This is a genomic window from Dyella sp. 2HG41-7 (genome assembly GCF_021390675.1).
Lineage (GTDB): Bacteria > Pseudomonadota > Gammaproteobacteria > Xanthomonadales > Rhodanobacteraceae > Dyella_B.
On the sequence record NZ_JAJEJV010000004.1, the window covers coordinates 234,731 to 260,428 of the forward strand.

Sequence of the window (25,698 nt, forward strand, 5' to 3'; positions counted from 1 at the left end):
GTAAAGTGAATCGCGACAATTACGGTGCGTTCACGAACTTTTTCCATGCGGTAAGCAGATTGCCGGCGTTTACCGAGCCGAGGCCGTTGGCGAAACTCCAACCGGCTTGTGCGGCATACGCGGCCGTGGTGCTGTTGTACTTCGTCGTACTGGTGGCCGTCAGACCAACCAGCGTCGGACCGTAGAACTGTTCGAAGTTCTGAATGGTGCCGTAGAAGTAGCAATCAGGCGTGACTTGCGAGAACGCGGCGATCTGGATGCACTGTGTGGAATTGCCGCCCTCGGTGATGTTGCGGAACACACACTTGCTGTTGCCGGTTGGACCGTTGTTGGAATTGCATGCGGCCAATGAGCCCGGTGGGTTACCGGTTGCGCCGCCGTATTCGTTTCTGGCCAACTCATAGAACGTCGGCGCAGCATTGCCTTGATTGGCGGACAAGCCATCGCTGGCCAAGCCCTGATCGATCAAAGCCTGAATACCCGCCATCATCGGCGACGACAACGACGTGCCGCCTTCCAATACGGTCGGCGTCGTGAAGTTCGGTGCGCACGGATAGTAGCCGGTGCACAGAATCACCCACGAATAACCGCCATACGAACCGGCAAACAGCGAGACGTCCGGCAGATCGCGCGACTGATCCTTCGCCGCTCCGTGCACGATACGTTGCCATGAGGGTTTGGCATCCACCGACGACGGACCGCCGCTACCGCTTTCGGAGGTGACGTAGTAGCCGTACGGATCGTAGATCAACGCGTTCTTGCAGAACTGCAAGGCCGTCGTGTGCACCAGCTTGGTTGCTGCAAGCGTATTGCCGCACGATTGATTCCACGTTAATTCCGGCACATACGACAACGCCGAACCGTACACGCTGTTGAGCGTGCTGCTGAAGTACTTGCTGGTCGTGCCATCGAGCACATCGGCCGTATCCGTGCCGCCGACCGCCGTATCGTTGGAGGAGGTGGCAAACGAATTCGCATCCACGCCCACGCCATTGATGATGCTGCCGTTATAGCTCGGGTTCGAGCCGGAATCGCCGCTGGAAATAAACACCGAAATGCCTTCCAGATCCGCCTGCGCCCACATCAGGTCGATCGCGGTCTTGCTGGCCGCGTCGGTGAATCCTTCACCGTAGCCGTAACTCGCGCTGATGATGTTCGGACGGCCGGCGGCGTTCGTGTTGTTGATCAGATTGTCCGCCGCGGCAAACACGCCACCGAAGAAGTTGGTGGAGTTGGAATCCGAACACGTCGCCACCCAGATGTTCGCGCCGGGCGCCATTGCGGTGGAGTATTCCGAATCCAGCACCGTCTCGATGCTTTCCGAGAATGGATCGTTGCCACCTGGGTCGGTGCAGTTGCCCGTCGACGGCGTCAGTTGTGGCTGGAATTGCGTAAACGTTCCGCCGTAACCGCCAAGTCCAAACTGAGCGACGAAGTTGGGCCAATCGCTCACATCCATATCTTGATCTTCAACCACCGCGATATTGATGCCCGCACCCGTCAGGCCGCTGGCGTACAAGCTGCTGGTGTTGTAGATCGTCTGCATGTCATACGGCACCAAACCGCGTGCGCCGCCGACGAAATTCACCGCCGCTGGATGACCCGGTGTCGTTGCGGTGGTCTGCTTGAGCATAAACTTGCCCTTGCTGCGATCGAACTGCGTCACCTGCGGCGTCTTGTTCAACGGCTGCGGATGGAAGTCGTTGAGGCCGGCAACACCGACGATGACTTCGCGCAATGCTGTCGGAACGCTGATGTCGCCCGCATTGGCGACATGCGTTACATGATTGACGACAAAGCGGCTTTCTTGCGTGTGAAAGGCCTGGCGCACCTGGCCTGCTGTGCCGCTGAAGTCGATCTGCATCTTGTTCGGATACACGCCGTTGACCGTGAACCCTTGCGAGGTCAACCACGATTTCACCGCGGCGATATCGGCATCGTGCACGCCGAACGTGCTGCCCACTTCTTCGGGCGACAGCCACTGATGGAATTTGGCGGACGACGGATCGTGCTGCTGCGCGATCAACGATTCTGCCGCCGACGCGCGCTGGTCGCTGCGGCGCAGAATCAATTGCATATGGTTCATGGGCATTGCATCGTCCACGTTGCCCGCGGCCGTTGCATGGGAAAGAAAGGCTAGGTGGGTATTGCTCAGCGACGAAACAACGCGGTTATCTACGGCTTGGTTAACGCGCGGCGCTTCGGCTGTATTGAGTCCGGCAAGCGCCGGATTGGATGAGGAAGCTTGGGTAATCGAAGGTAGCGTTGCGAATGCGAGCGCAATCGACAACGCAATCATCACATGCTCGGTTTTCACGTCTTTTTCTCCCTAAAGGCTAGATGAAAAAAGCGAGTCCCCCTGTGATGGAACGATCAGCCACACCATGCATTCGTCGAAATTACCTCCCTGGAAAACGTGCGAACGAAAAGTCATCGGACCGCCGAGTGGGCCCGACACAGCCACGAAGGCTGCGGTCGCGTTGACTTGGCTTTAACCACACGAACATCCCCTGATAATTCGCGGGTTTTCGATGGTGCGCCTGACCGATGGGCACGTCCAGTGCTCTGCGAAAATTAGGTGTTACACCTGATTTACACTTTCCTTGTTGCGCTGCGCGGATTCACATTTGGCGGTTCAACTAGGCGCAACTAAAGATAAGAAAATGCTTAAGTTCCAATTGGACTATGGCGCGTTCGCGACGTCTCATCGTCCGCGCTCGGCGCGGCGACGAGTTGGTTTCGTCCTCGCGCTTTGGCCTGATACAGCGCGGCATCCGCCGTGTTCAGCAGATCCAGCCATGTAAGCACCGCGGCGTCTCCTTTGGCGATGCCGAAGCTTGCCGTGACCGTCAATGCGGTGACGTCCGGCGCCGTAATTTCTTCGCCGGAAATGGCTTGTCGTATGTTTTCCGCAAGCTTCCACAGTTCGATGCGCGTCAGACCGTTCGTCAGCACGGCGAATTCTTCGCCGCCATAGCGAAACGCCATATGCGGGTCTTCCACCAAACGCTTGATGCGGCTTGCCACTTCGCGCAACACCAGGTCACCAATGACGTGTCCGTACGCATCGTTGATGGGCTTGAAAAAATCCACGTCGATCAGGATCAAGCCCCGGCCTTTGGACAGGCGCACCGGCTCGGCCGCCAGATCGCCCGTAATCTCTTCCAGTGCGTGACGATTCAACAAGCCGGTCAGCGCGTCGGTATGCGCTTGCGTACGCAGCGCCTTGCTCAATTCGTCGCGCTCGATAGCGAGATGCATGCTGTGCACATGCTGGCGTCGCAACGCGTCGATGGCGTCGTGCAGCGCGCGGGCCTCTACGCTGTTGCCTGCGCGTTGCGCACGGCGAAGGTCGCCGTTGGCGAGTTTCACGATTTCGTTCTTCGCTAGCAGCAACGGACGAACGATCAGGTTTTCCGTAGTGCGCAACATAAACGCAAGGAATAGAAAGAACAGCAGCAGACAGGCAGCGACTATCACCATCTGCCGGCCGTCTTCGTGCTTCACCTGGCTCACTTGCAGCATGGCGCGCTGCATAAACAACGCTTCGAGCTTTTCCAAGCTCATCAAGTCGGGCAGCACCTGGCTGGTGAACGCGGCGGCGCGCATGCCGTAATCCGTGCCGGAGCGGTCGACCAGCGTATCGATCAATCCAAGCGTATGGCCGAAGAACTGCTGTTCGACGTGCGTACGCAACTGCTCGATCGAACTCGACTGCCGTTCGCCCGCCTCCACACGATCGGGCATCAAGCCGTGCAATTCGATGATGCGCCCGCGCAGCGTCGCAATCGCTAGACGTCGCTCGGGGCTGATCGGTTCCGGCGTGGACAATGGAACGACCAACATCGAACCGATACGGCCGCCGTACTCGCGCAGATCGCTCAAGATGCGCGCCATCTGCATGATGCCGACCTGGTCGGGCGCGCGCTGGATGGCTTCGCGATAAAGATCGTTGATCACCGGATCGAGTTCCGTGCGCGCGGCGATCATCGTGTCGATCGCAGATTGCAGATCCTGCGGCGAGCGTTCGAACGGCGCATGCTGGCTCAACGCGTCGACCTTGCTGCGCGCCTGCGCCAGGCTCGCCTGCGTCTGCGCGATTTGCGTGCTCTCGGCGCCGGCAGGCATGCTTTCACGGGCCAGCCGGTCGAGTTGATCGAGCGCCGCATCGGTGCGTTGGCGCGCGGCGATCACTTGCGACCGTGTGATGGCGTAGGTTTGTCCGTCGCTGCGATCCAGGCTGAGCAGAATATTTGTCGGCGCGCGTTCGGCGGACAGCGCATTGCCTGCCTTCAACACCTGATCGAACGAGGTAAGCACGCGTAGATTGCTGGAGCTCTGCTCATAGGCTTGCGCGTATCCCACGAACACATACGTCGAAATACCGGCAGCAACAGCCAGCAGCAAGGCTGCGCCTACTCTTAGCTGTGCTTGAAGTTGCATCGGTATCCAGTCCTGCCAACAGCCGCTAGGCGGCTCCGACGACAATCCCGGTATCGCGGCGCATGCAACGCGGCGCTCTGGAATCGTGGTGGAACGTTGGCTGAGAAATCATTGAATCAGGCCGTCGCGACATAGCGGATGGACGCCCGGCCATAGGTATCGGCAGCCCGGGTAAAAACTGAAGGCCGTCGCTGCCCCGCCATGATAAATCGGCGTCCTTTGCGCACCATGAACACAGCCGCGCCAGGACGCCGCTCCCTTCGAACGTGGTTGGCGCGCCGTCCACCATCGGTCAGCTGCCGCTGGAGATCCTTACGCAATTGCGGCCCGCGTGCTTGGCTTCGTAAAGCGCGGCATCGGCCCGGCGGCGCACCGCCATCATGTCCAGTTCGTCCGTATCGGCAAGGGCCGCGCCGATGGACACGGTCAGCGAATAAGATTCGTTGGCGATACGGAACGGCGCGCGTTCGATCGCGGAGCGGATGCGTTCGGCCAGCGCCAGCAAGTCGGCCTCTTTGACGGAAGGCGACAGCACCAAAAACTCTTCGCCACCCACGCGCCCCACCAGATCGCTGGCGCGAAGCATGCGCCGGATATTAGCGACCAGTTCCAGCAATACGCGGTCGCCGTCGTCATGGCCGAAACGGTCGTTGATGCTTTTGAAATGATCCGCGTCGATCAACAGCACGCCGATCGATTCCTTTTTCAAACGCGCTTTGGCAAGCATCACGGCGGAAGCTTCCACCAGACCTAAGCGATTGATCACGCCGGTCAGCGGATCGATGCGCGCCAGATCGAACAGCTCGCGCTGCAGGATTTCGTTGTACAGCAGCAGAAAGCCCACGCTCGCCAGCAGCGGCTGCAAACCCACCAAAAACAGGTAAATAACATTCACATACGACGGCGCCAGGATGCTTTGCAGCGGCGTGCTCAACATCAGCAACGACATGTTGCGCCACACCAGCAAGGCGATCGCCAACCAATACGTCCACAGCAACAGGCACTGCGCGCGCGTGTCGCGCTTGCCGCATCCGCCCCACAACGCGGCGATGTTGAGCAGCGAGTTGCAGACCAGAATGGAAGAACCCCACAACACGCGTAGCGTGTAATCTGGGTGTCCGATGCTCAAGTAGGTCACGCCGATCCATGCCGCGGCGCCAAGCGCGATCGCCTCTCGCCAACGCAGCCGACGATTCAACACCATGCGCAACGCCACGATCGTCAACGCCTGCGCAGTAAGATTGAGCGTGTTTCCGAACAACACGACGAGGAGCGGCGAAAGCTGCGTGCCAAACGCCAGCAGAAAATCGCCGCCGGCCTCCAACAGCAACGCCCCAGCGCGCAGGCGCAGGCCTTTGACCGCCTGATTGCTGCCATTGCTGGTGCCGAACCAAAGCATCAGCGCCAGTACCAAAGCCTGGCCGCCGTTGATCAGTGCGAGTGTCTCGGTGTTCAACTGCACCGGGAGACCTCCGCGTAGAACGGGATCGATCCGGTATACATCAGCGTTTGATGCCCGCCCACATAACTGCTGCCTCTTAACAAACGATGGTTTACATCATCGGCACGCGCATATCCGCGCTAAATAAACGCGTATGTTCGGCCGCCCTTGGAGTTAAGGACGAGGCAAAGACCGTGCCACCCCGTACGCGGCATATAAGCTCGCGAATCGGGAGTCGCGGCAATGCGAATGAGACGAAGCGCGACGCGCGTCGTTTAGGTTTGTGAATGAATGACTAGCGCATGTGCGTGTGCTTGCGCCAGTATGCGGAGCGTAGCTTTTCGGCTGAAAAAGCGGCCGAAATACGAGGTCGCATGCGCGAATTCGCTATGGAATCAAGCCGTGCGACGCGTCCGTTCAGATTGAAATCAAGCGACCGATATCCACCACTTGGTTCGCCGGGATGCGCAAGTAGTCGGTTACGCGAGCGCAGTTGCGCAGCAGCATCATGAACACGGTGCGTATCCAGCGCGGAAGGCCGCGACCGTCGTCGCGCGCGACAATTTTTTCCAAGCCGACAAAATAGGTCAGTTCGTTAGGATGAATGGGGCACCCGTGCATGGCGATTTGCGCCATCAAGGCCGGCATATCCGGCCGCTCCATAAAGCCGTACGTCGCCGTCACCGACCAAAAGTTGGGTCCTATCTCGGACAGGGCCAAGCGGTTTTTGGCTGGAATCCAGGGGGTTGAGGCGATTTCCAATGTTACCGCTAGCACGCGCTTATGCAGCGCCTTGCTGTGTTTGACATACCACTGCATCACCGGCGGCGTGGTCGCTTTGGCGCGCGTGAGAAACACAGCCGTGCCGGGCACGCGCGCAACACCTAGGCGCACAAGATCGTCGAGAAACACATCCACGGGAATCGGATCTTCACCGGAACGCAACGCGATCGCCACCACGCCGCGATGCCAGATGTACATCACCAGATACACCAGTGCGGCAAGCAGCAACGGCACGTAGCCGCCGTCGAACAACTTCATCATGTTCGACGCGAAGAACGATGCATCCACGATAAAGAAGGTGCCTGCCACCGCCGCGCTCGCGGCGATATGCCACTTCCAGATTTCGCGCATCGCGATAAACAACAATGCGGTGGTCATCAACATCGTGGCCGATACCGCAATGCCGTAAGCGGCGGCGAGATTGTCGGACTTGCGAAAGCCCACGGCCAAACCGATGGTCACTAGCATCAGCAGCCAATTCACCGCGCCGACATAAATCTGCCCGTAGCCCTCTTGCGAGGTTTGCGAGATTTTCAGGCGCGGCATCCAGCCTAGTTGTATCGCTTGTCGCGTCATCGAAAACGCGCCGGTGATGATCGACTGACTGGCGATGATGGTCGCGATCGTTGACAAAATAATCAGCGGCAACGTCAACACAGGCGGACACAACCGATAGAAAATATTTCCGGTCGTCACATCGCCCGCCAGCGTGATCGCACCTTGACCCGCGTAGTTGAGCACCAAACTCGGAAACACCAAAGTCGACCACGCAAGCTTGATCGGGCCCGCACCGAAATGTCCCATATCCGCGTACAGCGCTTCTGCGCCGGTGACGCACAAAAACACGCCGCCCAACACCATAAATCCGCCGCCGCCGCTGTTGAGCAAATAGTGCAAGGCGTAATACGGATTGAGCGCCCACAAAATTGCCGAATGCTTGGCGATGCCCCACACACCCAACAACGCCATGGTGATAAACCACAGCGCCATAATCGGCCCGAACATGCGCCCGATACGGGCGGTGCCCATCGGCTGAAACGCAAACAACGCCAGCAGTATCGCTACCGTCAACGGCAACACGTAATGCTGCAGCGAAGGCGCCGCGATATTCAAACCTTCTAGTGCGGACAACACCGAAATCGCTGGTGTAATTGCGCCATCACCGTAAATCAGCGCTGCGCCGAACAAACCGGCAGCCACGATCACCGGTCGCTTGCGACGCTTCACGCCGAGCAACGCCATCAACGCAAGGATGCCGCCTTCGCCATCGTTGTCGATGCGCATGGCGAAGCCCGCATATTTCACCGACGTGACGACGATCAGCGTCCAGATCAGCAGCGAAATCACGCCATAGATGGTCTGGGGGTTATGTCCGCCCGTCATGTCCAGCACGGTCTTGAACGTGTACAGCGGGCTGGTGCCGATATCGCCGAACACCACGCCAAGGGCGCCCACGCCCGCTACCAGCAACGCGGGTTTTTGGTACGAGTGCGAGGCAGCTTCCGTCATGGCGCGTCCTGACCTCTCTACGTTCCACGGGAGTCTAGCCGTGAAAAATGACACGAGCATCGTGAAGCATCATTGAAATACTTCCAAGACAGCAGTTGCCTGCGCTGGCGCGCTGGCCTAAGGTCGACAGACCCGCTTGTAGCCCCTCTCTCGTTCAACCACCCCATCGCAAGGAGAGACACCACCATGGCCAAAGCCAACAAGGCCGGCAAAGCCGACAAAGCCAAGCAATTGCGCAAGGCGCCACTGAAAACGCCCAGCGCGCTCGGCGACAACGCACGTCGCGACATCTCCGCAGAACTCAACAGCTTGCTGGCCGATGTGTTCGCGCTGTATCTGAAAACCAAGAATTTCCACTGGCATATGACCGGTCCGCATTTTCGCGACTATCACTTGATGCTCGACGAGCAATCCGACGAAATCTACGCCGTCACCGATCCCGTCGCCGAACGCGTGCGCAAACTCGGGGGCACCACCTTGCGCTCCATCGGCGATATCGCACGTCATCAACGGCTTTCCGACAACGACGCCGATTTCGTCACGCCTGCCGACATGCTGGCCGAATTGCGCGAAGACAATGCGCGCCTCGCCGAATACATGCGTCGGACGCACGACCTGTGCGATGAATATAACGACGTGGCGACTGCGAGCTTGTTGGAAAATTGGATCGACGAAGCGGAACGCCGCGTGTGGTTCTTGTTCGAAACCGGTCGTTCTGGCGGCTAACTACGGCGTGCAAAAAAAAAGAGAGCCGCACAATGCGGCTCTCACTGTCGTGCAACTTAGTGTGTCGCGAGCGCGACGGTGCGATTTCGCGAACGATTGAAGGAAAGCCAAGGCGTCTGGCGATACGACGATGCGATGACCCATCCCGCGGCCGTAAACACGGTCGAGATCATGATGCCCGTCCAGGTAAACCGTTGCGAAGGCGCCGCCATCACCATCGGAATCCACACGAATACGGTAAAGCCGCCCATCATCAATGCTTCCAACGTAGCGGCCAGACGCGGCAGCAGATCGAACGCAATCGCCAAACCGGCAACGATATGCGCGATCCCCGTGAAATACGCCCAACCTGTGTGATCGGGCAGCCACGCCGGCACCATGGCCGCGGTTTCTTTGACATAGATGAGATGTTCCAGGCCGACCAACGGCACTGCTACACCGAAAGCAAGGCGTGCGATACGTATCGCTTTGGGGCCAGTAAGCGCGGCGATATACGGCTTGTCGTTTGGCGTAGCGCTCTGTGCGTACAACACCCAGCACGCCGCGACCAACGTAACGATTTCACCGCATGCGCCCCAATTGACCTCCTGCGACGGCGCCACGATCACGTGCGGAACATGCAACAGCAACAACCACATCGCGGTGTAAATCGCCATCACGAAGGATGCAGGTACGCGCGTGCGCGGGATCAGCATGCCGACACCGCCCGCGAACATGATGACGCCGGAAATCACGGCGAGCACGGCGCGCGCCGGAACATCCGGCGGAACCGGTTGCCATAAAAGGGCGAAGTCTCCGGAAAAAATACTCAGCAACCCCAGCACGACAAACGCCAAGGCAAACACCACGCGACCGGCGCCAGCGATAAGCATGCAATCCTCCTGCAGTGACGAATAGCTCATTCAAGCGGCCGCTTAGCGCCGTTCAAGAGCCAATTTGGACATTCGGGAGCAGGCCATTGGCGAGGGTGCCCGCAATTCGCCTCAACTCTCCCGTTTTAAGGCCTCGCATCGTTGTTAGGATCGAAAGCTCGCGCACGATGTGCACACGTAAGCAAGGTGACTTCAGCATGGATCGTCGGGATGTACTCAAAGGCATGGCGGCAGGCGCGGCGGCGCTGAGTCTTCGCCCATCGTTATTGTTCGCGGCCGGTGCGACAAAGGCCGATGTGCAATTGGCGGCGCTGGAACGTCGTTACGGCGGCCGACTCGGCGTCGCGATTCTGGACACGGGCACCGGACAACACGCGGGTCACCGCGCGGACGAACGCTTTCTCTTATGCAGCACGTTCAAGATGCTGCTTGCGGCGGCGGTGCTATCGCGCGTGGACCACGGACAAGAGCAGCTCGACCGTCGCCTTGTCTTCGACCAGAACACCGTACTCGAATACGCGCCCATCACCAGCCAGCATGTCGGTCCGCCCGGCATGACGATCGCCGAACTCTGCAGCGCGGCGGTGTCGCTTAGCGACAACACGGCCGCCAATGTGTTGATGGCGCATCTGGGCGGTCCATCGGTGGTGACGAATTTCGCCCGACAACTGGGCGACACGATCACGCGCCTGGATCGCATCGAGCCGGAACTCAACCGACCCACGCCCGGTGGCGTCAGCGACACCACCACGCCGCGCGCCATGCTGTCGAATCTGCAAACCTTGATGCTCAATCATGGGCTTTCCGACGCGTCCCGCCAGCAATTGACCGCATGGATGCTCGCCACCAGCACCGGCAAGAAATTGGTGCGCGCGGGCGTTCCCGCGGATTGGCGCGTCGGCGAAAAAACCGGTAGCGGCGTAACGCAGAACAACGATGTCGCCATCATGTGGCCGCCGGCACGCAAACCGCTGCTGATCGCGGCGTATTACGAAAACACTGAAAAAGACAGCGACGGCCGCAGCGCGGTGCTGGCGGAAGTCGGTCGCATCGTCGCTACGCTCTAACGATGGTTCACACGTACGAATCGTTTTCCGACGGCGGCTTGGTCATCCGGTAATACAGCCACGCCATGTAAAACACCGCCAGCACGTGCCAGATGATGTGCACCAGCAAGGCCTTGTTGGCCGCGGTGCCCCAGGCCGCCTCGGAAAACCGCAACGCATCGTAGGGCAGAGAGATCAACTGATAGACGCCGAGAAAACACAGCGCCGCTTTGCCGGGTTTCATCCACAACCACACCAGGCCGATCGCTAGCCACGTCGCGTCGAACAACGCGGGCGAAAGGTACTGGCCGGTCAACAGCATGCCAATTACAAACCACGCAAAGTGTCCGGCTTGCACGCAGAACGACGGCAAGATGGCCTGTCGCGCCTCGCCGAAAAGCATTTTGCCCGCGGCCCACACCGCCGCCGTCGCGATCAACGGCCATAGCAAAATCACACCGGTATACATGCCCACCGCCCAGCCGCCGATGGCGGCGGCGACGCTCGCCGCTTTCATCGTCGTGCCGATGGCATCGTCGCGTGCCGACGCGGACCGTTTGGTGCGCATGGATTCTTCTGGATTCACCGATTTTCCCCTGTACGCGCCACGGCATCGGATCGTGGAGAAGACATCGCGCGCGATGCGCGAAGCTTAATGCCTCGGGAAGTAAAATAGTTGTCTACGGCGTCAGGAAAACCCGAGGTTTCCGCCAGTGCGACATAGGTATCGGGCCGAATCAGGTACAGCGCGTTGCGCGCAAAACCGGCCGCTTCGTAGTCCGCACGCCAATCGAATACCTGCAACGAAATGTCGCGTTCGGCGCACCAGTCACGCAAGGTCGCGTTCGCTTCGCCATATACGTGCACCTGCCATGTCATCGATGCCAGGCTGGAAAAGTTATCGCCGGTTGCGGTTCTCACCCAGGGCAGACGGTCGCCGCCGTGCACGACGCCGGCCGAGCCCGAGCTCAGCGGACCCTCGCGATAATTGAGCGTGATTTGCGACACGGTGCGAAACAGAAACTCGCGCGCGCGCTCAATACGCATCACGGCCGGAAACACGAATGGCGCCATGCGCGTGCGCACGATTTCGGCAATCGGACCATCGGATGTGACAAACGTAAACACGCGATCGGTGGTGGCGACCAGCCGGCGCGCAAAAACGATGCGTTCGGCTTCGTAACTGTCGAGCAGGCGATCGGGCGCTTGCCCCGTCACCACGGCGGCCAGCTTCCAGGCGAGATTGATCGCATCGCCAATGCCGGTATTCATGCCTTGACCGCCGGCCGGGCTGTGAATATGCGCCGCATCGCCGAGTAGAAACACGCGTCCCTTGCGGAAATGTTCAGTCACGCGATGGTGCACGCGATAGGTGGAAAACCAGTTCACCTTATGCACCGTCACTTTCAAATGCTCGATCGCGCGCGCGCTCACGTCTTCGAACTTCAGCGTCTCGGCATGTTCGGCGCGTTCGTCGCGCACCGTGCCGATCAAGCGCGCGCGACCTTCGCCGGACAGCGGAAAAACGCCGAGAAAATCAGCCTCGTCCAAATCCATTTGAAACTCGCCATCCAGCGCCGGGCCGGATGCGTCCACGTCGGCCACATAAAACACCTGCTTGTACGTGCCGCCCGGAAAACCCGTGCCGATCGTTTCGCGCACCAACGAACGCGCGCCGTCGCAACCGGCCAGATAAGCCGCTTCCCACGTTTGCTCTTTGCCATCGGGGCCGCGCAATGTCGCGACCACGCGCTCGCCCTCGTCGGTAAAGCGCAACAACTCGGTTTGCCGATGCACGGTTACGCCTAGCTCTTGCAACCGCGCGATCAGCAACCGCTCGTGCTGATCCTGCGGAAAGATGGTCAAGAAGGGAAACGGCGTGAGATCCGAACCGAGCGACTCGAATTCCACGCGTGCTTTGCGCTCGCCCTTCACCCACAAATTGACGGCGGGAACGCGATGCGCGTTCGCCACCACGGCGTCAGCCAGATCGAGTTGTCGATACAGTTCTAGCGTACGCGCTTGCACCGCCAACGCGCGCGATGTGGTGCCCGGCTCGGAGGTTTTGTCGAAGAGGTGAACGTGGATGCCAAGCTTGGTCAACCACAATGCCAGCACCAGGCCAGTAGGCCCCGCTCCTGCGATCAGAACGTCGCTACGCATGTCCTGTACCTCGCGATGACAGGCGGCGCCGGCGGCGCCGCTATCGTCACTCGATTTCCAGCTTGTAGCCTACTCCATAGATCGAGCGGATCGGATCTTGTCCCGGCGACGCCTGCTCCAATTTGCGACGCAAGTTCTTGATATGGCTGTCGACCGTGCGGTCTGTGACAACGCGGTGATCCAGATAAAGGTTGTCCAGCAGCCGGTCGCGCGAAAAAACTCGACCCGGATTGGCCGCCAATGTCTTGAGCAGACGAAATTCCACCGGCGTCAGTTCGAGCGAAATGCCATGGAACACGGCATTGTGCGTGGCCTCGTCGATGCGCAGCGATGCGTTGACGGTATCGATGGCGTTGCTGCGTGCGCGACGCAAAATCGCCTTCACCCGCGCCACCACTTCGCGCGGACTAAAGGGCTTGCAGATGTAGTCGTCCGCGCCAAGTTCCAGCCCAAGCAAACGATCGATTTCTTCCACGCGCGCGGTCAACATGATGATCGGTATGTCGCTGAAGCTGCGCAGCTCGCGGCAGATATCCAAACCGTCGCGCCCCGGCAGCATCAAATCCAGCAACACGAGGTCGGGCGCATACGTTTTGATCTTGGCAATCGCCTCGCGCCCGTCGGAGACCCACTCCGATTCGTAGCCGCCCGCACGCAGATAATCGCCCACCAACGCGGCCAGCTTGGGTTCGTCTTCCACGATCAGGATGCGCGCCAACGGCGTCGTCGTTTCCATGTCACGCGTTCTCGATGGGCAAACGGATCATCACCCACAACCCACCCAAAGGCGAAGGATGCGCTTCGATGGTGCCGCCATGCGTTTCCACAATGGTGCGACAGATCGCCAACCCCAGGCCCGTGCCGCCACTGGCGCGATTGCGCGAGCCTTCCGCGCGATAGAAACGCTCGAACAGGCGCGACAACGTCGACGGCTCCACGCCCGGTGCGGAATCCATCAGGTCCACGATCACGCTGTCGGACATCGATCTACACACCACGCGCAGCATGCCGCCTGCATCCGTATAGCGCGCGCTGTTTTCGAACAGGTTGACGAACAACTGATGCAAACGCGCTTCGTCCGCCTGCACCAGCACCGGCAGCGCGGGCAGATTTACTTGCAGATCGATATCCGCGCGACGCAGCCGTTCGCGATACGTATCGGCCACGCTCTCCAACAACTTGCGCAGATCCACGTCCACTTTGCGGTAGATCATGCTGCCAACATCGGCGAGCGATAGCTGATACAAATCGTCGATCAGTTTGCTGAGCAGCTTCACTTCGCTCTGCAACGATACGATGGCATCGCGATCGAAGCGGCGCACGCCGTCTTCCAGCGCTTCGAGTTCGCCGCGAATAATCGACAGTGGCGTGCGCAATTCGTGCGAGATATCCGCCACGAATTGCCGCCGCGCCCGCTCGTTCGTTTCCAGCACCACCGCCAGTTGATTGAAATCGCGCGCTAACTGGCCAAGCTCATCGTGCGACTGCGTCTCCACGCGCGAACCGTAATCGCCCTTGGCCAACGCATGCGTCGCCTTGGCGATGCGATGCACCGGCGTCAGCAACGTGCGCGCCAACCAGCTTGCAATCAGCGCCGCCAGCAACAAGGCTGCGATGCCGATGATCCAGGTGGCGCTGTATTGCCCGTGCTGAAAACGCACATCGCCTACTTCAGTGACATCGCGAAGCGGCAACATCATCAGCCAACCGACGGTTTGTCCGTTGACTTGAATGGCATGCTTGAGCGAATGCGCGCCCGATACCACCGTCGGGCTGCCGAACAGCAACTGATTCTGCGCATCCAGCAATGCGAAGCGAAAATCGGTGCCGGTGAGTTCGGTTAGCGACGTCGGACCCATCATTCCACCCGGCGCCGGCGGTCCGTGACCATCGGGCGGCGGACCATTGCCCTGATCCGGAGGCCCTCCGGCATCGTTCGGCGGCGGCTGACCGAACGGTCCGCCATCGGCGACGCCGCGCGGCGGCGGCATGCCGGCGAAATGACCGGGCCGCATGATCTCAAACCACGCGCGCGGGTTGTCGCGCAGAAAATCCCAATTGCCATGCTCGCGATACGCGCTCGCCAGCGAAGTGGCCACGCTCTCCATGCGCTCGCTTTCCTGCTCGGACAGATAGCCCAGAAAGCCGTGATTGAAACTGATGCGCGCAGCCACGCCCATCGCCAGCACGGCGAAAACGGCCACAGCGAGCATGGCAAGAAAAAGCTTGGCAGTAAGCCCAGGTCGCATGAAATAGGTGGGTGTTGTGGGGTCCCAATGGTCATTAGCGCCGGTCTGCGCTCAGGTTTCAAGCGATAGGCGGCGAATCCATGGAATCTCCAAATTTCCTGCACAGTTCTCGTCCAAGGTGGCCTTGTGCGGCGCCATCCCCCGGCGTCCGCCGAGTCGGTAGCAACGCAAGGCGTGTGGGCTCACGCCGTGCCGACATCACGACACATCCACCCCGATGCACTTCGTAGGGCAGCCGCATGCACAAGCTATATAAAGACGACGTACATATCGAATACGCCATCGCCCTGATTCACCTCTTGGAACAACAGGGCATCTCGCGCGAACAGGCGCTTGCCGGCACCGGCATCCACGCCGAGCAACTGCTGGACAACGGACGATTGACCACGCAGCAAGACGCGCTTCTGCTCACCAACGCCGTACGTCTGACCAACGATCCGGGCATCGGCTATCAGATCGGCCTGCACAGCACGCTCACCTGGCACGGCATGCTCGGTTACGGATTGATGAGTTGCGCCACGTTGCGCGACGCCTTGCAGCTTTGGTGCGACTTTCTGGACCTGCGCACCACCACGTTCAATCTCCGTCTCGGCGAACGCGACGGCTTTGCGGAAGTGCTCGTACACGATCTGGCCCCACGCGCGCCGATGCGCTTCTGCGCAGTGGATCGCCTCGTCACCATGACCACACGCTTGTGCGAGCAACTGTCGCAACGCCTGCTTCCCGGCATGGAAATCTGGCATCGCGGCGTGGAACCGCTGCACCACGCGCGCTACCGCAAACGCATCGTCGCCTCGCGCTTCGAAACCGGTTTGTGCCAAATCCGTTTTCCGGCGGAAGACCTGAATCTTCCGCTCGGCAACGCCAACGCATCCACGCTCCGCCACATCACCACGCAATGCGAACGCGAACGCGTGCGCTTGCGTCGCAGCGACGACCTGGTGATCCGCGTGATGGATTTGTTGCAAAGTCACGAACGCACGGGCTATCCGAGCATCGAACAAACCAGCAAGATGCTTTGCATGTCCAGCCGAACGCTCAAGCGCAAATTGCAGCGCCTGGATTTGAACTTTCGTGGACTGGTGGACGATGCGCGCAAGGATGCCGTGTTGCGCGATGTGCTCAATCCGGTGCTTCGCATGGATGAGATTGCGGTGCGCATGGGTTATGCCGATCCGGCAAATTTGACGCGGGCGTTTCGTCGGTGGATGGGGGAATCGCCGAGTCGGTATCGGGCGCGGTTGCTCTCCACGGGCACTTAATTGCCACAAGTACCCAAATGTCCGTCGCCCCGGCGAAAGCCGGGGCCCAGTGTCTTTGGCGATCTAAAGTCGCTGGGCCCCGGCTTTCGCCGGGGCGACGAATCGGCGGTGTTCAACATCTCTATCTAACACTCGACTCAAAAAAAGAAGGCCGCATCCTGCGGCCTTTTTTGCCATGAATCGTTTGCGATCAACCACCTCTTATAGACCAGCCCCTCTCACAACGAGAGGGGCCGATCCCCATCATCAGAAGTCGTACTCAGCATTCAACTGCAAATACCGCGGCGCCTGATAACCCGTAGCCGTGAGATACGTGGTGTTGAGATACAACGACGCACCGTTGTTGGCGTTCTCGTTCTCGTTGACCGTCAGCACCGTGTGCTTGTTGAACACGTTGAACACCGTGGCGCGCAACGTCAAACCCTTCATCCAGTGCGGGTGATACGAACCGCTCAGATCGAGCTGCCACAGCGTCGGCGTGATGCCCGCCGAACCGCGCGCCACGTAAGTGCCTACCCCGTCGATATAGCAATACATATACGGCGAACCGCCAGTGGAACCGTAACCGCCGATTTCCGAATCGATCGGCGCATCGCCGTAGCAGTTCTTCGGACGTCCGGTCTGGCCAACCAAGTTTGCGCCGACCTGCCACTCATCCGTAACGCGCCACGCACCGTAAGCCTTCAGCGTATGGCGATGGTCGTTGGTCTGGTTGCCGTTGTTGCCGAGCATGATCTCGGGGTAGTCGAACAGTTCGGACGTGCCGGTATCGGCCTGACCGATATTGGAATCCACCAAGCCCTCGGTATTGCCGTAGGAGCGCGCCAGCGTGTACGACATATTGAGGTAGAACTTATTACCGAAGTTACGTGCGGCGGTGAATTCCAACGCGTAGTAGTTGCGCTTGTACGCCGGCTCGCCGATATCCGCGCTGCTCAACGCCACCTTGTACAGCTTGCTCGGATTGTTCGGATCGAGCGGCAGATACAACACCGCGCCGCTGCCGGGGTTGTTGATAAAGCAGCCGTTGAGCGTGGACGCCACAGCGCCGCCGTTGTTGAGCGCGGGGCTCAGCGAGGTGGTGGAGTAATCAAAACCGTAGACATCATCGGCGTACTTGGCGATCGGGCGGAAATCGCACTCGTCATCCAAACCCGTCAACACATGACGCACGATGCCCTTCACGCCAAGCGTCCAATCGTTCCACTGCTGTTGCGCACCGAGAATAAATTCGCGCTGCTTGAACGGCTTCAATCCCGACGGCGCATACGACGATGCGGCCGGCGCCACGCCGCCTTCGGCGTTCGCGTAAGCGACCGGCCCCAGCGCCGTCAATCCCAACGGTGCGCCGGTGGACGGGTCGACGCTGGTATAGCTGAAAGCCTGATAGCTGTAGATCGACGCCGCCGCGCCGCGCACCGCCACGCCCGCATCGATCGGCAACGAATAATCGCCGGCGCTGCCGTAGATCTTCAGCGTGGAATCGCCGTGCACGTCCCACGCAAAACCCATGCGCGGTTGCAAGTTGTGATCCTGGCGCACAAACGTTTCGCCAGTCGCGTTTTTGTTATTGAATTGATCGTTGCGCACGCCGATGCGCGCAAGGAAATTGTCGGTGATGTGCCAATTGTCCTGCAGATATTCCGCACGCTGCGTCACGCTGACCTTGGCGCCAGTGTTGAACACCACCTTCTCGACATAGTTCTCGTCGGCGTTGCCGTTGGATGTCGAGCTGTACGGCAAGTATTCCCACAGCGCGCCGCCTTCATACGCCTGACCGTATTGCGAGGTGGTCACATCGCGCGACCAGCCACCGGTGATGTCGTGATCGCCGATTTTCCACTCCAGATCGAGACGGAACGATTTGCGGCTGTCTTCGCTGTCCGACGCGGTAAGGAAACTGCCCGGCACAAAGTTGCAATGCGAGTAGGGCGACGTGGTGCCGGCCAGCACCGGGTTGCGATCGTCGACGATCACCGGACAACCGGACGCTTCGTTGGTGATCAGGCCGTCGTAGTTTTCCACCGTGCCATCCGCCGACGTCGCGGTGTTGTAGCGCTTGTTCTTGTTCTCGCCGTACTGCGCGGTAAGCGTCAAATCGTCCGTGATGTAGCTGGTGTATTTCAGAATATTGTTCTGGCCGCCGTACTTGGTCTTCACCACGCCTTGGTAACCGTAGTGATACGGCGTGTCGTCGGCGGTGAAACCTGAGTAATACACGTCGGTGCTGTAGTGACGCGTATCGTTGAAGCCGGTGTATTCGAGGATGTTGCTGTCGTTGATGTTCCAATCCATCTTCAACATCCAGTACGGATCTTTCTCCGTCTGCTGTTGATAGCCGCCGCTGCCGGCCTGCGTGACGGGGTTGTAGTAATCCGAATCGGTCTTCGTCTGGCTCACCAACGCAAACACGAACAACTTGTCTTTGATCAGCGGACCGCCCACCCACGCGTTCCAGCGCGAGGTGAAGTCGACGGGATTCCACGAACCGCTATTGCCGATGCTGGCGTTTTTGTTGCCGCGCGCGGAATACGACATATTGCCGTTGTTCAAATACACATCCGGCTCGCTCGCCATGGTTTCGGCGGGGTTCCACGTGATATCCACGCCGCCTTTCCATTCGTTGGTGCCGCGCTTGGTGGTGACTGACACCACGCCGCCGGTCGCGTTGCCATATTCGGCGCCGTAGCCGCCGTCTTGCACCGATTCCTGATCGATCGCTTCGAACGGCACCTGCGAAAAGCTCAGCGAATCGAATTGATTGGTGACGTTGAATCCGTTCACGTAGTACGCGTTCTCGGCCACCGACGCGCCGCCGAACGAGATCAAATTACCGAACGCCGCATCGCCTTTCACCGCGCCCGGCGTAAGCAACGCCACCGCCGACACATTCTTGGCGATCGGCAGTTCCTTGATTTGCTCCGCCGTCAGCACCGTATTGGTTTGCGCGGACGACACATCGATGGTGGTCATCGAATTCGCCGTCACGCTGATCGTGCTGAGGTTCTTTGCAGCGGTCGCTGCGGTCGCCAGATTCACGCTGGCGCCTTCGCCGGCCAGCACGGTGACTTCCTGGCTCGCGTTCTTGCCGCTTTCCACCAGGTTCACTTGATACTTGCCCGGCAGCAACGAATTGAATTGAAAGCGACCGTCGTTACCCACGCTCGCCGTGCGCGTAGAACCGTTGCCTTCGTTGACCACCGACACCTGCGCACCCGGATCGGCCGTGCCGTAAATCGAACCCGCCGTGTTCTGTGCGAACGCGCCACCGGTTCCCATTGCAAATGCGAGCGTAATCGCCCACGCCACCTTCTTATAGCGAAGGTTTTTATTGTCATGACGATGCATCGAAAATTCTCCCCAACAAAGAGCCGTAGTGAGCCGCGCCGGGCATGACCCAGCGGGAAGTTCTGAAAAAACGTTCCTGTTACGCGAATGTTTTTTTCACATTAGCGCGCGTGCAGCGATACGTGATGCGTGCTGCGATGCGTTTGGCCTGTGGGCACAAGTTGTTGGCCTTGTGCGACAAGTTGTGGGGGAGTCTTCGACGTTTTCGTCTTTGACGAACTCAAAAGTGTAAGAGCGACACAACGCATCCTGATTGTTCCAACCGCCTCACCGTTATTCCAGCGAAAGCTGGAATCCAGTGACTTTAAATGCGTCAAAGGCGCTGGATTCCAGCATTCGCTGGAATGACGAGCGAAGAGCGGGCACAACCAAACGTCGGCATTACCGACACCACTTTGTCCGCATGCACTGACAGAAACCCACGCCGCACTTATGCGAAGGTTCAAAAGTCGGGCGTGCCCATCCGGCTTAGATGACGCAGACACGCCCGACATGAATGAAGCAGCGCGGATCGCCTGGGCAGCAACCCAAACGATCCGCTGGCCACCACCAACTTACAGAGAGTTGATCATGGTTATTTCCGATCATACGGCACGCGTGCCTTGGCACGTTCCCGCCTTGCCGATTACCACCCTGCTTCATCGCCGCTCCTACTGGACGGCGTCGGGCCTAAGTGGGCACTAGTAGAGTCTCAGTAAGAAAACCCCTCTACATAGGCAGGATTTTTCCTGTAGCCCTTCGCGCCACGCGCAATGTGTGGCGCGACCTACGCGTTTGGACTAAAGCCGATGAAAAACTTCTTGATCGATCTTCCCTCCGAGGGAGGCTATGTGCTGTCCCAAGGCGATTACGACCAACTGTGCGAGGCTCGAGACCGGATGTTTTTGCTGGCGCAGTTTTGCAACGTCGCGCCCATTGATCCGGATGACGATTCCTTAGTGACGATTCGCCGCGTGACCTTGGGACATTTGTTTGCGGATTTGAGTTGTCAGATTCGTGAGGTGTTGAATGTTGCGGAGCACATCACGCCGCTGACGAGTCACTTGCAACCGCACTGATCTTGCTCGTCGTCCCGGCGAAAGCCGGGACCCAGCGACTTTGCATTTCTGAAAAGCAAAAGACACTGGGTGATTCGCTTCGCTCACCCCTTCGGGGCCGTCCTTCGGGCGTTCTCCGCGCTTCGCGCTACGTCCGGCTTTCGCCGGGACGACGGTGAGGTGGTTTGAGATATCGCAGCTAGCGCGGACGTCGGCGCAAAAAAGGCAGGCCACAAAAAAGAATGAAGCCCCGACAACCGGGGACAGGTTGTCGGGGCTTCGAAGGGTCATTTCCCATTGGGAGGGATGGCAGGAAACAGACCCAATGATGACGCGCTGGGTTCGCGTCACCTTGCACCGCCCCACAGCGATGCAAGACTTAGTGCACACAGTGTGCGACTAAGTTCGCTCCCAAAAATGTAAAAACGACGCTCTGGCCTCAATTACCAAGCAACTGGCCCGCGTCGACAATTTGGACGTCCATTCGTATGGCGCAACGGCGCAATCGTGGAGAAAAAATGAAGAAACCCGGTGCGACCGCGAATCGCACCGGGCTGAAGTCATGTCACATCGTGTTTTGCGTTTTTATTAGCTTGCGGCGAGCGACACGACATCGCTCGCCGATTGACCGAAAGAGGGCGGTCGATCGTTCGCTGAGGCGCCGAAGGCCATATTCGGGGTTTCGGACATATGGAATTCCAGCGTGCCGCCGGCCGCGAGATCCGCGTGGCTGATCCAGCTGCGCGTCCACGGCTTGCCGTTCCACGTTACCGATTGAATGTACGGACGATTCGCGCCGTTGTTGACGGTGCGAATGGCGAGCTTGCGATCGCCGCCCAGCGCGATCTCCGCGTGATCCAAAATCGGACTGCCGAACACATAATTCGTGCTGACCGGATCGACCGCGTACAAGCCCAGCGCGCTCATCACATACCACGCGCTCATCTGGCCGCAATCTTCGTTGCCGGCCAAACCATCCGGTTCCGGTGGATACATCGTGTCCATCAACATGCGCACGCGCGACTGCGTTTTGTAATGCGCGCCGGTGTACGCGTAGAGATACGCCACGTGATGGCTCGGCTCGTTACCGTGCGCGTACTGGCCCACCATGCCGGCGATATCCGGCGGCGCATCCGACGGCAGCTTGGGATCGGTGGTGAACAACTCGTCGAGTTTGCGCTCGAAGACATCCTGGCTGCCGAACAAACCCATGTACGCGTACAGATCGTGCTGATTAAGGAACGTCGCCTGCCACGAATTGGACTCGGTGAAATCGCGCCACTCTTTGGAGTGACCCATGCCGCGCGGATCGAACGGCTCTAGCCACTGACCATTTTCGCCGCGCGGACGCACGAAGTTCATCTTCGTATCGAACACATTGCGATAGTTGCGCGAGCGCTTGCGCAATGTGTCGGCCAGCGCCTTGTCGCCCGCGGCGTCGGCCATATGCGATACGGCCCAATCGTCGTAGGCGTATTCCAGCGTTTTGCTGGTGGCCTCCGGTTCTTTGTCGCTGGGGATGTAACCCATCTTGCGGTAATAGGGCAGGCCGAGGAAATCGTCTTCCATCGCGCGCTTGCGATAGATCGGCCACGCGCGCGCAAAATCGATGCCGGTAAATCCTTTGGCCTGCGCTTCGGCCAACACCACGGCGGAGTGGTAACCGATCATGCAACCGGTCTCCACGCCTTGCAGCGGCCAAATCGGCGGGCCTTGCGGGCTTTCTTCGGCCATGCGCACCAGGCCGTTCACCAGATCCGGCACGCGATCGGCCTGATACAGCGTAAACAGCGGATGCAGCGCGCGGTACGTGTCCCACAATGAATACGTGCTGTAGTTGTGCTGGCCGTCTGGCAATTGATGAATGCCCAGATCCATGCCGCGATAACGACCATCCACATCACTAAACAACGTCGGCGCGAGCATGGTGTGATACAGCGAGCTGTAGAACACGCGCAGTGTGCGTTCCGACGCGGTATTCACGCGAATGCGGCTGAGCTCGTGCTCCCACGCATCGGCGGCATCCTGCTGCACTTTTTCGAAATCCCAATCGGGGATTTCCGTTTCCAGATTGCGTAGCGCGCCTTCGATATCCACGCCGGAAATACCGACCTTCACCAACACCGGCTGATGCGCGACATCGTCGATATGCAGTGCGGCCTTCAAATGCGTGCCCTTGATCTCGCCCGTGCCGCTGGGCGCTGCAACGTCTTCGGAATACAACGTCGCCTGCGAGAACGGACGCGATACCTTCATCGCGAAATAGATGTAACGTCCATTCGCCCATTGATGCACGCGGCGCGTGCCGACCAACGTATCGTTACCGACCAGCTTCAACTGCGCATCGGTCACTTTGCACGGCGTTTTGTAATCGTCGTGGAAACCGTGCGCGAAATCGACCAGCAAATGTCCGCTGCCGGTGCCGTGGAACGTGTAGCGATGCAAACCCGCGCGCAACGTCGCGGTAAGTTCCGCGCGAATATTGTGATCGGTGAGATGCACGTTGTAATAACCGGGACGCGCATGCTCCTGCGAATAGCGCGAACGATAACCGTGACCCGGCGTCGCATGATTGTGTTCGGTAAGATGCGGGCCGGGACCGGCCGCGCCATCAAAGCGCGAGCGATAATTCACATCCGGCAAACCGCGATCGCCCGGCTGCAACAACACCTCGCCCTGCGCCGGCATCACCAACACATCCAACATGTCGGCCGCGCCCGTGCCGCTCAAATGCGTGTGCGAGAAACCCATGATCGAACCGTCGGCCTGGTGATAACCGGACGACGCATCCCAACCGGCATCGTTCGTATCCGGACTCAACTGCATCATGCCGAACGGCATCGACGCACCCGGATACATATGACCGTGACCGCCCGTGCCGACAAACACATCCACATAGCGCGACACACCGCCCGCTTTACCAGCAACGCCCACCGCGCGTTTCGCAGCGCCAGTACCTTCGGCCAACTTCGCCAACGCAGGCAAGGGACTGCCAAGCGCAGCCATCGTTCCCAAACCTTGCAGGAACCGTCGACGTGACACCATGTTGTTCTCTCCCGGGAATGCTCTTCTAAAGTCGATAACGGAGAGCGCTTGCAGCAAGCCCAAGGGAAAACGATTCGGCCGTTACAACACGCACTCAACCCAGCGGAGCGAACAACCGTGTGGGGGCCATCGTCCGTGATGCGACTGTAAACGAAAAATTTGTCTCGATCCAAATTTTTCTGCGTCACGTGTAAAATATTGATTTAAATACATTTATTTCAACTATTGCTGCGTTGCGCAATTCGTATGCGTGCCGCTATTTGTTGCGCCCATCGCCTCTATTGGCTAACTGCGTCGCACTTCCACAAGCAGCGCCAGGATCGTCACAAAGCCATCACGAATCTGTGTGCAACCTTGCGCCGGTTGTGAACGTTATGTGCACGTCATCGATGTATTGCTCGCACATTGGCGTAGGGATTATCGATTTTCTGCACCCGCCAAAGCTTCACAGCTGAGCTGGCGCATTTACAGGGAAAGGGGTCAACGCATGGACCGCAATCGCGACATCGTTTTGTCGGTAGCAGACGGCTGGTCATCAGCTTTGGGACAACTCAAGCGGACGAAATTTGTAAATCGTTCAACCAGCACCGCAAGAACACGGTTTCGCCGAACTCACGATATAAAACGGTGTTTGCTCGGTTTCGTTAGAGGTGCCTCTCTAATTGCAAGCGCGACAATTTTTTTCATCGCGTGCGTCACGGTTGCGAAAGCTCAGGGCCAGCCACCCTATCCGTCAACAACGTATCCCAGTCGTTCGGCTGCCATCGCTGCCTGCAATGCGGATAAGCCATGGGCAGTTCAGTATTGGAACATGCCGCCTCCGCATCCTGACTCTGGATACATACTCGTTTCCCAAGCTTGCCCTGACTTTCCTTACACAGATCTCTATAAGCAAATTAGTTTGGTCAGTACATACTATTTTGTGCCCAACTGGGCGCAAAATGCAGGCTACTCAAATTATAACGTTCTAGATCTCGTATATCCCATCACGTACATGTGCAGTGACGCATCCAAGCCTGCCGGTGCGTCGTGTGTGTTTTACAACCCTGGCAAGGGTCTCGGATGTGGCTGCACTCACACTGCAAATTCAGTACTCACGAAGGAACCGATCAATCTTGCGACCGGTGAACTTTATGATTCGGAGACAGATTTCGCGTCGGGTGCGTTGACGTTGGTGCGGTATTACAACAGCGACCCCAATGCCCGAGCATCCAATTTTGGCCAAGGTTGGCTCAGTAGCTACGATCGGAGCATCATCTTTGCGCCGACTAGCACTTATGGTGGTGCGGGCATTGCTCCGCCAACGTCCGTAGATGTCGCAAGACCCGATGGGCGCGAGTTCATCTTCAACAAGATAAACGGAGCGTGGGTCGGAGATAGCGACGTCGATGATGTTTTGACCGAGAGCGACAACGCAAACGGTTCCATCGCGTCCTGGCGTTTGTTTGTGGCGGAGACGAGGCAATACGAAGCGTATTCGCCTGAGGGACAGCTAATTTCAATCAGCGACGGCAGCCATGTGCTTGCAACGCTCACCTATACCAACGGCTCACAACTCTCCCCTCAAGGAGTCACGTTGCCAGCAGGTGTGTTATGGACCGTTACAGATGCTAACGGACGTAAGCTGACTTACAACTATGACAGCCTAAGCCGTGTAACTTCGATTGCCCTGCCAGACGGATCAACCATTGCATATGGTTACAGCGCGAACGACGCGTTAAGCAGAGTGACGTATCCTGACAACTCCGCTCTTCAATATAACTACGACGAATCG

General features: G+C 58.8%; 15 protein-coding genes. 4 read left to right on the top strand and 11 right to left on the bottom strand.

All coding sequences use genetic code 11. The annotated features are described in order from the left end of the window. Positions 1–19: 19 nt before the first annotated feature. From L0U79_RS02465 to L0U79_RS02480, 4 genes are all read right to left on the bottom strand, one after another. Positions 20–2,317, bottom strand: a complete 2,298-nt coding sequence (locus L0U79_RS02465) for a protease pro-enzyme activation domain-containing protein (protein ID WP_233840306.1) — start codon at positions 2,315–2,317, stop codon at positions 20–22. A 350-nt stretch (positions 2,318–2,667) separates the two neighbouring features. Further along, on the bottom strand, positions 2,668–4,443 hold the full coding sequence (locus L0U79_RS02470) for a GGDEF domain-containing protein (protein ID WP_233840307.1): 1,776 nt from the start codon (positions 4,441–4,443) through the stop codon (positions 2,668–2,670). 292 nt (positions 4,444–4,735) lie between these two features. Beyond that, positions 4,736–5,905 (bottom strand): GGDEF domain-containing protein, encoded by a 1,170-nt coding sequence (locus L0U79_RS02475; protein WP_233840308.1) that lies wholly within the window; start codon positions 5,903–5,905, stop codon positions 4,736–4,738. Positions 5,906–6,301: 396 nt separating this feature from the next. Further along, positions 6,302–8,176 carry a KUP/HAK/KT family potassium transporter gene (locus L0U79_RS02480; RefSeq protein ID WP_233840309.1) on the bottom strand — a complete coding sequence of 625 codons (1,875 nt, stop codon included), beginning with the start codon at positions 8,174–8,176 and terminating at the stop codon, positions 6,302–6,304. A gap of 186 nt (positions 8,177–8,362) precedes the next feature. Between L0U79_RS02480 and L0U79_RS02485 the strand changes: the two genes are divergently transcribed. Then, positions 8,363–8,902: a DNA starvation/stationary phase protection protein gene (locus tag L0U79_RS02485; protein WP_233840310.1), complete on the top strand. Its 540-nt coding sequence runs from the start codon at positions 8,363–8,365 to the stop codon at positions 8,900–8,902. Positions 8,903–8,958: 56 nt separating this feature from the next. Here L0U79_RS02485 and L0U79_RS02490 read toward each other — a convergent pair whose 3' ends face one another. Then, positions 8,959–9,774, bottom strand: a complete 816-nt coding sequence (locus tag L0U79_RS02490; RefSeq protein WP_233840311.1) for a DoxX family membrane protein — start codon at positions 9,772–9,774, stop codon at positions 8,959–8,961. A gap of 197 nt (positions 9,775–9,971) precedes the next feature. Between L0U79_RS02490 and bla the strand changes: the two genes are divergently transcribed. After that, positions 9,972–10,841 (top strand): class A beta-lactamase, encoded by an 870-nt coding sequence (gene bla / locus L0U79_RS02495; RefSeq protein WP_233840312.1) that lies wholly within the window; start codon positions 9,972–9,974, stop codon positions 10,839–10,841. 7 nt (positions 10,842–10,848) lie between these two features. Here the strand turns inward: bla and L0U79_RS02500 are convergent, their stop codons facing one another. The 4 genes from L0U79_RS02500 to baeS are packed head-to-tail and all read right to left on the bottom strand — an operon-like array spanning position 10,849 to position 15,232. Next, on the bottom strand, positions 10,849–11,388 hold the full coding sequence (locus L0U79_RS02500) for a hypothetical protein (RefSeq protein ID WP_233840313.1): 540 nt from the start codon (positions 11,386–11,388) through the stop codon (positions 10,849–10,851). A 14-nt stretch (positions 11,389–11,402) separates the two neighbouring features. Next, positions 11,403–12,983: an FAD-dependent monooxygenase gene (locus L0U79_RS02505; RefSeq protein WP_233840314.1), complete on the bottom strand. Its 1,581-nt coding sequence runs from the start codon at positions 12,981–12,983 to the stop codon at positions 11,403–11,405. A 46-nt stretch (positions 12,984–13,029) separates the two neighbouring features. Then, complete coding sequence (locus L0U79_RS02510; protein WP_233840315.1) at positions 13,030–13,719, bottom strand: response regulator; 690 nt, start codon at positions 13,717–13,719, stop codon at positions 13,030–13,032. Between the two features lies 1 nt (position 13,720). After that, positions 13,721–15,232 (bottom strand): sensor histidine kinase efflux regulator BaeS, encoded by a 1,512-nt coding sequence (gene baeS / locus L0U79_RS02515; protein WP_255682353.1) that lies wholly within the window; start codon positions 15,230–15,232, stop codon positions 13,721–13,723. 239 nt (positions 15,233–15,471) lie between these two features. Between baeS and L0U79_RS02520 the strand changes: the two genes are divergently transcribed. After that, entirely contained in the window at positions 15,472–16,494 is a 1,023-nt protein-coding gene (locus tag L0U79_RS02520; RefSeq protein WP_233840317.1) for an AraC family transcriptional regulator, read from the top strand. A 246-nt stretch (positions 16,495–16,740) separates the two neighbouring features. Here the strand turns inward: L0U79_RS02520 and L0U79_RS02525 are convergent, their stop codons facing one another. After that, the gene (locus L0U79_RS02525) at positions 16,741–19,842 is read right to left on the bottom strand and encodes a TonB-dependent receptor (protein WP_233840318.1); all 3,102 of its coding nucleotides are present in this window, start codon (positions 19,840–19,842) and stop codon (positions 16,741–16,743) included. A gap of 788 nt (positions 19,843–20,630) precedes the next feature. Between L0U79_RS02525 and L0U79_RS02530 the strand changes: the two genes are divergently transcribed. Further along, a complete protein-coding gene (locus L0U79_RS02530; protein WP_233840319.1) occupies positions 20,631–20,900 on the top strand; it encodes a hypothetical protein in 270 nt (89 codons plus the stop codon). A 567-nt stretch (positions 20,901–21,467) separates the two neighbouring features. On the opposite strand, the gene L0U79_RS02535 is transcribed toward L0U79_RS02530, so the two are convergent. Next, entirely contained in the window at positions 21,468–23,924 is a 2,457-nt protein-coding gene (locus L0U79_RS02535; RefSeq protein ID WP_233840320.1) for a GH92 family glycosyl hydrolase, read from the bottom strand. Positions 23,925–25,698 lie beyond the last annotated feature (1,774 nt).